The organism is Actinoplanes sp. HUAS TT8 (assembly GCF_051380535.1).
GTDB lineage: Bacteria > Actinomycetota > Actinomycetes > Mycobacteriales > Micromonosporaceae > Actinoplanes.
The window spans coordinates 5336798-5349217 of sequence record NZ_CP195646.1 but is presented as its reverse complement, the minus strand read 5'-3'; the positions used below and the strand labels follow the sequence as shown (position 1 = coordinate 5349217).

Sequence of the window (12420 nt, the reverse complement as noted above, 5' to 3'; positions counted from 1 at the left end):
TCGTTACTGCGAAGGAGAATGTCATGCCCACGAAGATCACGCTGATCATCGACAACCCGGCCGACGCGGACGGCTTCGAGAAGATCTACGCGGACGTCAAGGCCGCCGCTGAGAAGTTTCCGAACCTGCGCCGGCTTGAGTCGGCCAAGGTGTGGCCGAAGGAGGACGGCACGGCCACCCCGGCGTACCGGACGCTCGACCTCTACTTCGACAGCTACGACGACGCTTCGGCTGCGGTCGCGACCCCGGCCGCCGGTGAGGTCTTCGGCGGTCTCGTGGGCAGTCAGGTGCCGTTCAAGGGACTGTTCTCCGACATCGAGGCGTGATGACCGCGGGGGCCCGCGAAACTCCATGGCCGGAGTTCCGCGGGCTCCGTTCGCTGTTCGTAAGCATCTTGTAAGCGGCCACTCAGCTGACGATGGGCACAATGCAGCCATGATCACTCTGACCCTGATCGGCTTCGTCGGAGGGCTGATCACCGGGATCTCGCCGTGTGTGCTTCCGGTCCTGCCCGTGATCTTCCTGTCCGCCGGCGCCGGGGGCCGGGAGACCACCGGCCGCCGCCCGCTGATGGTGGTGCTCGGGCTGACGTTGAGTTTCAGCGTCTTCACGGTGCTCGGTTCGCTGGTGCTGCGGGCGTTGCCGGTGCCGCAGGACATCATCCGCTGGGCCGGCATCGTGATCCTGGCGCTGCTCGGCATCGGGATGATCGTGCCGCGGTTCGAGGCGCTGCTGGAACGCCCGTTCGCCCGTCTCGCCCCGCAGGCCCCGGGCCGCGATCGTGGCGGTTTTCTGCTGGGTCTGGCGCTGGGCGCCGTCTACGTGCCGTGCGCCGGTCCGGTGCTCGCCGCGATCACCGTGGCCGGGGCGACCGGCCGGTTCGGCCCGGCCACCCTGGCCCTGACCCTGGCGTTCGCCCTCGGCACGGCCATCCCGTTGTTGATCTTCGCGTTGGCGGGATGGCGCATCACCGATCGACTGCGGGCTTTCCGTACGAGGCAGCGGGGCATCCGCATCGCCGCCGGCAGCGTGGTCGTCGCCCTGGCCGTGGCGCTGACGTTCAATGTGACCGACGCGGTCCAGCGCACGATCCCGGACTACACGAGCGCGCTCAACAACCGGATCAACCAGGCCGGCGAGGTGGCCAAAGCCCTCGGCGGCGGTGACCGGACACCGGCCGCGCTGGCCGCCTGCCAGCAACTCGCCGGTCAGGCGGCGCCGGAGCTGGGCGACTGCGGCCCCGCCCCGCAACTGACCGGCCTCAACGGCTGGCTCAACACACCCGGGGGAGCGCCGGCCGACCTGACCGGCAAGGTGGTGCTGGTCGACTTCTGGGCGTACTCCTGCATCAACTGCCAGCGCGCCATTCCTCACGTCAATGCGTGGGCTCAGACGTACGCGAAGAATGGTTTTGAAGTTGTCGGTGTGCACACACCGGAATACGCCTTCGAGCACGATGCCGGGAATGTCGCCGCCGGCGCGCAACGGCTCGGCATCCGGTATCCGATCGCGCTGGACAACGATTTCAAGACCTGGGACGCATTCCACAATCAGTCGTGGCCGGCCGACTATCTGATCGACACCACCGGCCGGCTCCGGTACGTCGGGGTCGGCGAGGGGCAGTATCCGGAGACCGAGCAGCTCATTCGCGACCTGCTGACCAGCGCGCACCCGGACGGGACCCTGCCGGCGGCGACCGACGTGCCCGACCGGACCCCGACGTCCTCATTCGAATCGGCCGAGACCTATCTGGGTGCGGCCCGGGCCCAGTACTACTCGGGCAAGACGCCGTTGCGGCCGGGAACGGCCGACTACACGCTGCCGAACGGGCTGGCCGACGAGCCGTACTCGTACGGAATGGCCGGGACGTGGACGGTCACCGACGAGTCGATCACCGCGCAGAAGAATGCGGTGATCACCCTGAACTACACGGCCGCCGACATCTATCTGGATCTCAGCGGCGCCGGGTCGCTGACGGTCACCGTCGAAGGCAAAACGCGGACGTACGCGGTGGGCGGCGCCCCGAACATCTACACCGTCCTGCACCGGCCGAGCCTCGGCGTCGGCACCCTGACGGCGGCGCTGTCCCCGGGCCTGAGCGCCTACTCGTTCACCTTCGGCTGAGCGTCAGTGCTCACCCGCCCGGCGATAACACCTCACACAGCTATGCGATGTGACCGGATTCCGGCGCTGCGATGGTGTGTTCCGGACGCCGTGACCAGCCGGATCGAGGCCGCCGCCGAGGCGCCGACCGATCCGGTGGAGGGCGGCCACATCACGTACTGAAGGAGATTTTCATGACCGCGAAAGCCGACCTGGCTTCGGCCGACCTCTTCCAGGTCGACGCCGCCAACGGCATCACCTACGCCTACCGGCGCTTCGGTGAGGCCTCCGGCGCCCTGCCCGTGGTGTTCCTGCAGCACTTCCGCGGCAACGTCGACAACTGGGACCCGACCCTGATCAACGGCATCGCCGCGCATCGCGAGGTGATCCTGTTCGACAACGTCGGGGTCGGCGGCACCACCGGCACGACTCCCGACACCGTCGAAGAGATGGCCGCCGACGCCATCGCGTTCCTCGACGCTCTCGAGCTCGCGCAGGTCGACATCTTCGGCTTCTCGCTCGGCGGTTTCGTCGCCCAGGAGATCGCGCTCATCGCGCCGGAACGCGTGCACAAGCTGGTGCTGGCGGGCACCGGCCCCAAGGGTGCTCCGGGCATGGAGGGCTGGGCGCCGGACGTCATCGAGGGCGTGGTGATCGACGACAACAAGCCTGAGGGCTACATCCACGTCTTCTACACCGGCTCGCCCGAGAGCCTCGGGGCCGGACAGGCCTCGGCCGGGCGCATCTTCGCCCGCCAGGACGGCCGCGACGCCTGGCCGTCCATCGAGACCAAGAACGCGCAGTACCGCGCCGTCGAGAACTGGGGCGTCCAGGACTGGTCGGCCGTGCAGCGCCTCGACCGCATCACCCAGCCGGTGCTGATCCTGCAGGGCGACAACGACATCATGATCCCGACCAAGGCCAGCTACCTGCTGGCCGCTCTGATCCCTTCCGCACAGATCCACGTGTACGAGGACGCCTCGCACGGCTCGATCTTCCAGTACGCCGAGGACGCGGCCACCCGTACCGTCGCATTCCTCTCGGCGTAAGCAACCGGTGCGGCGGGCAGAGCGATCGGCTCCGGCCGAGAGCTCTGCCCGCGGGCCATTGCTGCACCCCGGCTCGGCCGGCCCCGGCGACGCGGGGTGCTGTCTCCACTGCTGACTCAACCCGGATGGGACCCGAAAGCCATGCCCACGATCGATCTCAGCGCCGACCTCACCGTCGGGTACGACGTGTTCGGTGAGCAGGACGCCGAGCCGGTGCTCATGATCTGCCCCAGCGCCCAGAACCGGCTGGTCTACCTCGCCGCAGCGCGGGCACTGAGCGACAACGGCTACCGCGTCATCACCTACGACAACCGGGGCATGGGTGAGTCGTCCCGCGGCGCCGGGGTCATCTCCACCGGGCAGCTGGCGATCGACGGCCTCGCGTTGCTGGATGCTCTCGGGATCGACCGGGCCCACGTGTTCGGTTGGTCCATCGGGTCGGCGATCGCCCAGGAACTGGCGATCGCTCATCCGGAACGGGTCGCGACCCTGGTGCTGTATGCCACCTGGGCGGCGGTCGACGTCTTCCAGCGTGGTGTGCTGACCGCGATCCGGCACACGTGGGACACCCGGAACATGGACGAGATCCTGGCCGCCATGGCCATCGTCTTCTCACCCGAGCTGATCAACTCGCCGGCATTCCCGGACGTGGTCTCCGGCGTGCTCCCGACCCTGCCGAGCAACGACGACCAGATCACCGCCACGATCGAGCAGTTCGACGCCGACCTGCGCCACGACACGCTCGGACGCCTCGCATCGATCGTGAGCCCGGCCCTGGTCGTGGCCGGAGAACAGGACTTGTTCACACCGGTCCGGCAGGGACAGGCCGTGGCCGAGGCCATTACGGGCGCCCGGATCGAAGTCCTGTCGGGACCGGGATCCAGCCACGCCCTGATGTTCGAGCGTTCCGAGGAGTTCTTCGACATCGTCCTGGACTTCCTGCGTCAACACCCGCTGCACCTGACCCGACCGGCCTGACCGGGATGCCGCGGGTGACCCGAGCCGTCGCCGAGCAGCACCGCCGGCAGGTGATCGGCGTGGCGGCCAAGCTGTTCGGCGAGCACGGCATCGACGGTGTCAGCCTGCAGCGGATCGCCGCGGAAGCGGGCCTGACCCCCGGCTTCTTCGGCCGGCATTTCGTTTCCAAAGAGGAACTGGTGGCCGCCGCTGTCGAACGCGCCTTCGACGACGCCCTCGAACGCACCGACCACTGCTTTGTGACCGGCGGTGTGGTCCGGTGCGCCGGCTGCCCGGTCACCGCATTCGCGGTCAGCGCGTTTCACGCCCCGAGCGACTCCTCCGTGCGACGGGCGTTCAAGGCCGGTCTCGCCAGGGTCCTGAGCCGGACCGATGCCGGCGGGCGGGACGACCTTCTGGCCGTGATGGCCGGCTGTGTCGGCGCGGCCGTGATCACCCGGGCGACCGGCGGCGAGCCGCCGGCCGCCGAGGTCCCGGCCTGAGGTTCGACCGGGCCGGGCGGGCCGCGATCCGGATCGAGGTGGGATGTTTACCGAAGGTTCGGTAACCTGAGATCATGGCGCGCTCTCCTTCCATTGATGAAGCTCAGCTGCTCGACGCTCTGATGGCGGTTTTCCGGGAGAAGGGCTTCGACGGGGCCGTGATCGGCGACCTGTCGGCGGCCTCGGGGCTGCAGCGGGCCAGCCTCTACCACCGGTATCCGGCCGGTAAGGAAGAGATCGCCGATGCCGTCCTCACCAAGGTCGGTGAGCGCTTTCTCTGGATCCTGGAGCCGATGCGAACGGACTCCGACCTCGCGCGGGGCGTTGCCGAGACCGCGAACCGGCTGAGTGACTTCTACGGGGCGGGCACGTTGTCGTGCGTTCTCGACACGATGACGCTGGCGGGGACTCCGGCGAAGGTTCGCGACCACGCACGCGCGCTCGCCGTGACCTGGATCGACGCCATGACCGACGCGGCCCGGCGTGCGGGGCGGGAGCCCGACGACGCCCGGCGTGCCTCCACCGAGGCGTTCCTGCGGATCGAGGGAGCGTTGGTGCTGGCCCGGGTGATGGGTGAAACGCAGGCTTTCACCGAGACCGTGGCGCTGCTGCCGAGCATTCTCCTGCCTTCCGCGTAGGTTCGGCCGGCTTTTCTCCACCGTTGCCGTAGGCCCGGGCGGTCACCGTCTGCATCTTTGCTGCCCGGCCGCCCCGAAGCGTTCGAGGAAGTCTCGGTGCGCCATGGGCCGGTCGCGAGTGTGACGGGCGCGACCTTGTTTATTACCGAACGTACGGTAAATTACTGCATGTCAAGTCGCTCGACCTTGAGGAGAAATCATGAGCAACAAGACCGCGGTCGTCGTGCTGTCCGACCCCTCGACCGGCACCGACGAAGCGCTGGGCCGGGTGTTCGACGCCCTCGCGGCGGCCTGGGAGTACGCACAGGACGGTGAGGCCCTCGTCCTGTTCCAGGGGACGGGCACCCGCTGGCCGGCCGTGCTCGCGGACCCGGCGCACCCCGCGCACGAGCTCTACCAGGCGGTGAAGGAGCAGGTCGCCACGGTGGCCTCCTCCGGCTGCACCACCGTTTTCGGCGCGAGCAAGGGCATCGAGAGCGAGGGGATCAAGCAGATCGGCCAGAACCAGGCGCCGGGGACCCCGGGGGTCGCGAGCTTCCGCGAACTGGAGAAGGACGGCTACCGGATCCTGACCTTCTGACGCCATGACCGACCGGTACGCCCCCGCCGCCCGGATTCGAGCGGGGTGGCGAGCCGAGCAGCGGGGAGGCGCCCGCCGGTTTGTCCTGGACAAGCCGGCGGGCGCCTTTTGTTGAAGTGCGGGCGCGGTCCGCCACATGTTCGACGCAATTGTCTTCGGGAGATTGTCATGTCAGTTTCGGATCTGTTCAAACCGCTCACCCTCTCGCATGGTCCAGAGATGCGGAATCGCTTCATGCTCGCGCCGCTCACCAACCAGCAAAGTGACGACGACGGCTCGGCTTCCGTCTTCGATCAGGACTGGATGAGGCAGCTGTCGCAGGGGGACTACGCCCTGGTGCAAACCTGCGCCGCCACGGTCGAACCCGGGGGCATCGCATTCAAGCGCCAACTGGGTATCCACAGCGACGATCACCTTCACGGTCTCACCGAGATGGCGACCTCGATCCGGGAGGGAGGTGGCCTGTCCGCGGTGCAGTTGCACCACGCCGGTCACCGCGCTCGACCTGAACTGGGGGGAATCCCGGCCCCGGCCTCCGGCTCCACCGTTCCGGGCGTGAACGCGCTGACCACGCACCAGGTGGAGCGGATCCGGGACAGCTTCATCACGGCCGCCAGGCGCGCGGAGCAGGCCGGATTCGACGGAGTTTCCGTGCACGGCGCCTTCGGATGGATTCTGTCGGAATTCATGTCGCCGCTGCTCAACGATCGCACCGACAAGTACGGCGGCAGCACCGAGAACCGGGCCCGCCTCACCGTCGAGGTGATCGAAGGAATTCGCCGGGCCTGCGGTCCTGAATTCCAGATCGGCTGGCGCCTCTCGGTCGAGCGCTACGGGCTGCGCCTGGAGGAACTGCGTGACATCACCGCCGAGATCCTCGATCGGGAACTGATCGACTACCTCGACCTCGCACTGTGGGATACGGCCCAGGTTGTTCACGAAGGAGCGTTCCAGGGGCAGACGATGCTCAGCGTCTTCACGAACCTGCCGCGCAAGAGCGTCCGGGTCGGCGCTGCCGGCAAGATCATGAGCGCCCAACGGGCCGGGCGGCTGCTGGACGAGGGATGCGACTTCGTGGTGATCGGCCGAGCCGGCATTCTGCGGCGAGACTTTCCCCGGCAGGTGCAGCAGGATGCCTTTTACGAGAGCCCGGCGCTTCCGGTGACGGCACAGTACCTTCGCTCGGGTGGCGTGAGTGAGCGCTTCATCAACTACCTGCAGGGCTGGCAGACCTTCGTCTACTGAACCGGCCTTTGAACCTTGTCGCGATCCGCACCCGGTCCGGGGTGCGTAACCGTGTCGAGATCGCGATCCGGGCCCACGATGTCGGCCTCGCCGGCGATGGAACCGGCGAGGCCGACATCGGGACTACTTCTTGAGGCGGCGGCTGCCGGCGTGCCAGTCCTCGACCTGGCCCGCCTGCTGCGTGGTGACGCCGAACGACGGCAGCTGCGGGCGTTCGCGCAGGCTGCGCTTGAGCTCGGCGAACCCGGGGAAGCGGGCCAGGCCCACCACGTGATCCCACAGTTCGGCGGCCTGGGCCTCGTCGGGCAGCCGGCTGATCACCGGGCCGAAGAACGCGACGCCGTCCGGCGGCTCGAAGTGCACGATCGGGGTGCCGACGTCCTTGCCGGTCAGCGACAGCGCCTCGTCCGACTCGGCCTGGATCTCGGCGTCGCGCGAGGTGTCGTCGAGGAACGAGACCAGCGAGGTCGGCAGGCCGGCCTCGGCCAGCGCGTCCGCGGCCAACTCGGGAGTGCCCTGCCAGCCGGGTGCGCGGCCCTCGTCGGGGGCGGTCTCCAGGATGCGGGCGCCGAACGCCGCGTACAGCGGGCCGATCGCCTCCCGGCCGTGCTTCTCCCGGGCCGCCGAGGCGACCCGCAGCAGGCGCAGGCCGGCGGTGTGCTGGGCCTCGTACTCCGGCGGGAAGTGGCTGTCGTAGTCGAGGTGAGCGTTGATCTGGCGCAGCGAGATGAACCGCCAGTCGACCGTGTAGTCGCGTTGCGCCTGCACGATCCGGATCCATTTGCTGGTCATCCAGGCGAACGGGCAGATCGGGTCGAAGTAGAAGTTGATGTCCGCGGTTGTCATGTCACTACCTTCTCGCGTTCTCAGCTGGTGTTCCGGACGAAACTAGCGCCGGGCCGGGAATGCGTGGCCCCGGGCGAGGACGACCACGAGCACGGTCGGCACCAGGAGCACGACCGCCGCGAGGGCGAGCGAACCCGAGCCGAGACCGGCCAGCAGCGCACCGCCGGCCAGGCCGCCGAGACCGATCCCCAGGTTCCAGGTCGTCACCATCGACGACTGGGCCACGTCGGCGTGCTCACCGGCCGCCCTCATCAGCGCCGACTGCAGCAGTGTGGCCGCTCCGCCGAAGGAGAGACCCCAGGCCGCGACGGTGACGTAGTCGACCGCGGCACTGGATGCGGCCACGGTCAGCACGACCGCGGCCGCCGCGAACAGGCCGGTGCCGACGACGACCAGCCGGCGGTGGTGCCGGTCGATGAACACGCCGGTGAGCCAGATGCTGACGATCGAGGCGATGCCGAAGTCGAGCAGGATCCACTGGACGTGGCCGGGCAGCCCGGCGTCGGCCAGGATCGGCGCGATGTACGTGTACAGGATGGTGTGCGCGAGCACGAACGCGCCGGTCACCACCAGGACCGTCCGGATGCCGCGCAGCCTCAGGATGTCGCGCAGCAGCATCCGGTCCTCGGCCTTCTGCCCCGGGAAGTCGGGCAGTTTCCACGCGGTCCACACGATCAGCAGGCCGGTCAGCGCCGAGGCCAGGCCGAAGGTGAGCTGCCATCCGACGGCCTGGCCGAGGTAGGCGCCGGCGGGCACGCCCAGCGACAGGGCCACCGGGGTGCCGGCGAACGCGAACGCCATCGCCCGGCCCTTGAGCGCGGGACCGACCAGCCGGGCCGCGTACCCGCCGAGCAGGCTCCAGACGACTCCCGAGGCGGCGCCGGCCAGGAACCGGGCGACCATGGTGACGGTGAAGTCGCCGGACACGGCGGTGACCAGGTTGGCGATCACGAATCCGGCCAGCGCGGTCAGCAGCAGATGCCGCCGGCGCCAGGTCGCGGTGGCCAGGGCGACCGGGATCGCGGTCAGCAGGGTTCCCACCGCGTAGATCGTGACCGTCTGGCCGGCCGCCGATTCCGAGACCCCCAGCGCCCGGCTCATCTGGGGCAGCACCCCGGCCGGCAGGGCCTCGGTCAGGGTGGTGATCAGTCCGGCGGTGAACAGGGCGATCAGGGACGGGAGGGGCAGGCGCTCCGTGGGGGATGTCCGCGGAACCGCGAGATGTGTGGTGGACACGGGTCGTTCCTCACCTAACTGCGCTGGTCAGGCCGCTGCGATCGCGGCGGCCGGACCAGCGTCTAACCTTCACATTGATGTGAAGGCAAGCCGGTGGTGAGGGGGATCTCCATGCGGATCAAGGAGCTGTCCGAGCGGGCCGGCGTGTCGCCCCGGCTCCTGCGCTACTACGAGGAGCAGGGGCTGCTCACCCCGAGGCGCACCGAGAACGGGTACCGCGACTACGACGAGCCGCTGGTCGAGCGGGTCGATCAGATCCGCAGTCTGCTCGGCGCCGGCCTGACCACCGAGATCATCCGGGACGTGCTGCCCTGCCTGGCCGAAGCCGCCAATTCGCAGTATCCGGCCGAGGACTTCGTCGACCGGGTGCGGCAGGAGCGCGACCGCATGGCCAGGCGTCTCGACGAGCTGGCCAAGAACCTGAAGGCCATCGACGACTACCTGGCCGCGGTCGACGCCAGTGGTCAACATGGCCGTGATCAGCGCTGATCGGACCGGCGACACCGCCCGACGATATGACCCATCAGGGATGAAAAGTTTTCTCAACGGAAGAAGGTGATCATATAGATTGAGATTCATTGATGTACTTGCATCGATCCCCATTCCGGTGACCCCCGACAGGGCGTCACCCACGGGAGTCGATGGCCGAGAAAGGAACTCACGTGCGCATCTCTCGACCTCCGCTCTGGGCGGCCTGCCTCGCTGTCGCGGTTGCCGTTCCGGTCGCCGCCGCGGCCGGGGCGAGCGCGGCGGTAGCCGCCAGCACCACCGGTCTCACCGCGACCGTCCAGGTCGGCCAGGTGACCGGCAGCGCGCTCACCGTGAATGTCACGGTGCGCAACACGTCGTCGTCGGCGGTCACCGTGCTCTCCCGGGACCTGCCGCAGGCGCGCGAGTCCAAAGCCGTCCTGGCCGTGACCCGAGACGGTGTGCCGGTTCCCTATCGCGGCAAGGTGGCCAAGCTCGCGGCGCCGACCGCGGCCGACTACACCCGCATTCCGGCCGGTGGCGTCTACGCCGCGACCGTGAACCTGGCCGACGACTACGACCTGTCGCAGCCGGGAACGGTCGCCGTCACGCTGGCCTCGACCCGGGTGCGGGCCCGGACCGGGACGACGACGCTGCGGGTCGACAACGGTCGGGCCACCGTCCGCACCACCGCGGGCATCCGGGGCGCCGGCACCCTGTCCGGCGTCGCACCGACCACCACCGAGCAGGTGAAGGTCGCCGCCGCGGCAGCAGCGGTCAGCATCACCTACCGCGGGTGCACCACCAGTGAGAAGACCTCGCTGGCGACGGCCGTCACCAACGCCGCGACGTACTCGCAGAAGTCCACCACCTGGCTCTCCGCGAACCCGTCCGGTGGCGGCGCCTACGCCACCTGGTTCGGCACCTACAGCTCGTCGCGGTTCTCGCGGGTGACCTCGGCCTACAGCAAGATCACCACCGAGCTGACGACCAAGGCCCTGACGCTCGACTGCACCAGCAACGAGGACTACTACGCGTACGTCTACCCGGACCAGCCGTACATCATCTACCTGTGCAACGCGTTCTGGACGGCGCCGGCCACCGGCACCGACTCGAAGGCCGGCACCCTGATCCACGAGTCGAGCCACTTCACCGTCAACGGCGGCACCGACGACCACGTGTACGGCCAGACCGCGGCCAAGCAGCTCGCCGTGTCGAGCCCGGCCAACGCGGTCGACAACGCCGACAACTACGAGTACTTCGCCGAGAGCCGCTGACCGGCGCTCGACCCACAGCGACGCGCAGCCCGTCCCGGCCGGGACGGGCTGCCAGTCTCACGGAGCCGGTGCGGCGTGCCGGCGCCGTCCCCGGTTGCGCCGTTTGACCTCGTACATCCGGGTGTCGGCGGCGGCCATCAGGTCGTCCGCGTCGGTCTGCGGGCCCCCGGTCGCGACACCGATGCTGGCGCCGATGGTCACCAGCTGCTCCGGCAGCGCGAAGGGCAGCCTCATGTCGGCCATGAGCTGACCGGCCCGGGCCCGGGCGTCGGCCGCATCGGTGACCCCGGTCAGGATCGCGGCGAACTCGTCGCCACCGAGCCGGCCCAGCAGGTCCTGCTCGCGCAGCCCGGACCGCAGCCGCTCGGCGGCGGCCACCAGCAGCGCGTCGCCGGCGGCGTGACCGTGACCGTCGTTGACCGCCTTGAAGCCGTCCAGGTCGATGAAGAACAGCGCCACACCGTGCCCGGAGGCGGCGTCGCGCAGCGCCGACTCCAGCACCCGCAGCACCTCCGCGCGGTTCGGCAGGCCGGTCAGCGGATCGTGCGCCGCCGCGTGGGCGAGCCGGGCCTGCTGGGCCCGGCGGTCGCTGATGTCGCGCTGGTTCGAGACGATGCCCCGCACGGCCGGATGCTCCAGAGCGTTGCGCAGGGTGACCTCGTGCCAGTGCCAGGTGCCGTCGCGGTGCGCGACCCGCAGTTCGAGGCGGCCCTGACCGTCGGCGCCGGCCGCGGTGACCTCGGCCAGGGCGGTACGGGCCTGCTCCTGATCGTCCGGGTGGAACAGGTCGAGATAGGCGGTGTTCAGCAGGTTGTCCGGATCCCAGCCGCTGACCCGGCACACGGCGGCGCTGACGTGGGTGAGCCGGCCACCGGCGTCGATCACGGCCACCACGTCCGAGGAGTCCTGCACCAGCGCCCGGTAGCGTTCCTCGGTGCGTTCCAGGGCGCGCCCGGCCCGCTCGGCCCGGGCCGAGCTGAGCCCGAGATTGCTCAACCCGAAACCGCCCAGCAGCAGCAGGATGGCGGCGGCGACGTGCGAGTGGGCCGGAGCCACCACCGACGGCACGACGCCGAGCTGGACGGCGACCTGGATCGCCGCGGTCACCAGCACGGTGATCACCGTCGCCGGGCGCCAGGCCCGGGAGCCGGACCAGCCGATGTGCAGGGTGCCGATCAGGATCACGGCCGCGGGCAGCAGGAAGCCCCAACCGGCCAGGGCCAGCACGACGCCGAGCAGCGAGGTGGCGTACAGAAGGCGAAGTTCGACCCGGTTGTGCAGGCGACCGCCGCCGAGCCGGCGCTGGAACCGCTCGCTGCCGGACGCGCCGAACATGGTGGCCAGCGTGGCCACCAGCAGCGGCGACCCGTGGACGGCGCCGTGCCGTTCACCCCACACGGCCAGCGCCCAGACCGCCAGGAACAGGATCGGCGCACCGACCCAGAGCGGAACGACGTCGGTCGTCGGAAACGCGCCGAGGACGCGCGGCCGCGCATGCGTCACGTCGCTCCTTCACCG

13 protein-coding genes are annotated in these 12420 nt (G+C 69.4%); 10 read left to right on the top strand and 3 right to left on the bottom strand.

Going from position 1 to position 12420, the window contains the following annotated elements:
• Window positions 1-23: 23 nt before the first annotated feature.
• From ACSHV8_RS23875 to ACSHV8_RS23840, 8 genes are all read left to right on the top strand, one after another.
• A complete protein-coding gene (locus tag ACSHV8_RS23875; RefSeq protein WP_436535981.1) occupies window positions 24-326 on the top strand; it encodes a hypothetical protein in 303 nt (100 codons plus the stop codon).
• A 109-nt stretch (window positions 327-435) separates the two neighbouring features.
• The gene (locus tag ACSHV8_RS23870; protein WP_436535980.1) at window positions 436-2124 is read left to right on the top strand and encodes a cytochrome c biogenesis protein CcdA; all 1689 of its coding nucleotides are present in this window, start codon (window positions 436-438) and stop codon (window positions 2122-2124) included.
• Window positions 2125-2297: 173 nt separating this feature from the next.
• Window positions 2298-3152, top strand: a complete 855-nt coding sequence (locus ACSHV8_RS23865; protein ID WP_436535979.1) for an alpha/beta fold hydrolase — start codon at window positions 2298-2300, stop codon at window positions 3150-3152.
• Between the two features lie 141 nt (window positions 3153-3293).
• Complete coding sequence (locus ACSHV8_RS23860; RefSeq protein ID WP_436535978.1) at window positions 3294-4130, top strand: alpha/beta fold hydrolase; 837 nt, start codon at window positions 3294-3296, stop codon at window positions 4128-4130.
• Between the two features lie 14 nt (window positions 4131-4144).
• Window positions 4145-4612: a TetR/AcrR family transcriptional regulator gene (locus ACSHV8_RS23855; RefSeq protein WP_436535977.1), complete on the top strand. Its 468-nt coding sequence runs from the start codon at window positions 4145-4147 to the stop codon at window positions 4610-4612.
• 74 nt (window positions 4613-4686) lie between these two features.
• Entirely contained in the window at window positions 4687-5250 is a 564-nt protein-coding gene (locus tag ACSHV8_RS23850) for a TetR/AcrR family transcriptional regulator (protein WP_436535976.1), read from the top strand.
• 199 nt (window positions 5251-5449) lie between these two features.
• Window positions 5450-5830, top strand: a complete 381-nt coding sequence (locus ACSHV8_RS23845) for a hypothetical protein (protein ID WP_436535975.1) — start codon at window positions 5450-5452, stop codon at window positions 5828-5830.
• Window positions 5831-5998: 168 nt separating this feature from the next.
• Window positions 5999-7075 carry an NADH:flavin oxidoreductase gene (locus ACSHV8_RS23840; protein WP_436535974.1) on the top strand — a complete coding sequence of 359 codons (1077 nt, stop codon included), beginning with the start codon at window positions 5999-6001 and terminating at the stop codon, window positions 7073-7075.
• Between the two features lie 123 nt (window positions 7076-7198).
• Here ACSHV8_RS23840 and ACSHV8_RS23835 read toward each other — a convergent pair whose 3' ends face one another.
• Window positions 7199-7921 carry a mycothiol-dependent nitroreductase Rv2466c family protein gene (locus tag ACSHV8_RS23835; RefSeq protein ID WP_436535973.1) on the bottom strand — a complete coding sequence of 241 codons (723 nt, stop codon included), beginning with the start codon at window positions 7919-7921 and terminating at the stop codon, window positions 7199-7201.
• A gap of 42 nt (window positions 7922-7963) precedes the next feature.
• Window positions 7964-9157: an MFS transporter gene (locus ACSHV8_RS23830; RefSeq protein ID WP_436535972.1), complete on the bottom strand. Its 1194-nt coding sequence runs from the start codon at window positions 9155-9157 to the stop codon at window positions 7964-7966.
• Between the two features lie 111 nt (window positions 9158-9268).
• Between ACSHV8_RS23830 and ACSHV8_RS23825 the strand changes: the two genes are divergently transcribed.
• On the top strand, window positions 9269-9646 hold the full coding sequence (locus ACSHV8_RS23825; RefSeq protein ID WP_436535971.1) for a MerR family transcriptional regulator: 378 nt from the start codon (window positions 9269-9271) through the stop codon (window positions 9644-9646).
• A gap of 173 nt (window positions 9647-9819) precedes the next feature.
• The gene (locus ACSHV8_RS23820) at window positions 9820-10902 is read left to right on the top strand and encodes a M35 family metallo-endopeptidase (protein ID WP_436535970.1); all 1083 of its coding nucleotides are present in this window, start codon (window positions 9820-9822) and stop codon (window positions 10900-10902) included.
• Window positions 10903-10959: 57 nt separating this feature from the next.
• Here the strand turns inward: ACSHV8_RS23820 and ACSHV8_RS23815 are convergent, their stop codons facing one another.
• Window positions 10960-12405, bottom strand: coding sequence for a diguanylate cyclase domain-containing protein (locus ACSHV8_RS23815; RefSeq protein WP_436535969.1), 1446 nt, complete (start codon window positions 12403-12405; stop codon window positions 10960-10962).
• Window positions 12406-12420: the final 15 nt, after the last annotated feature.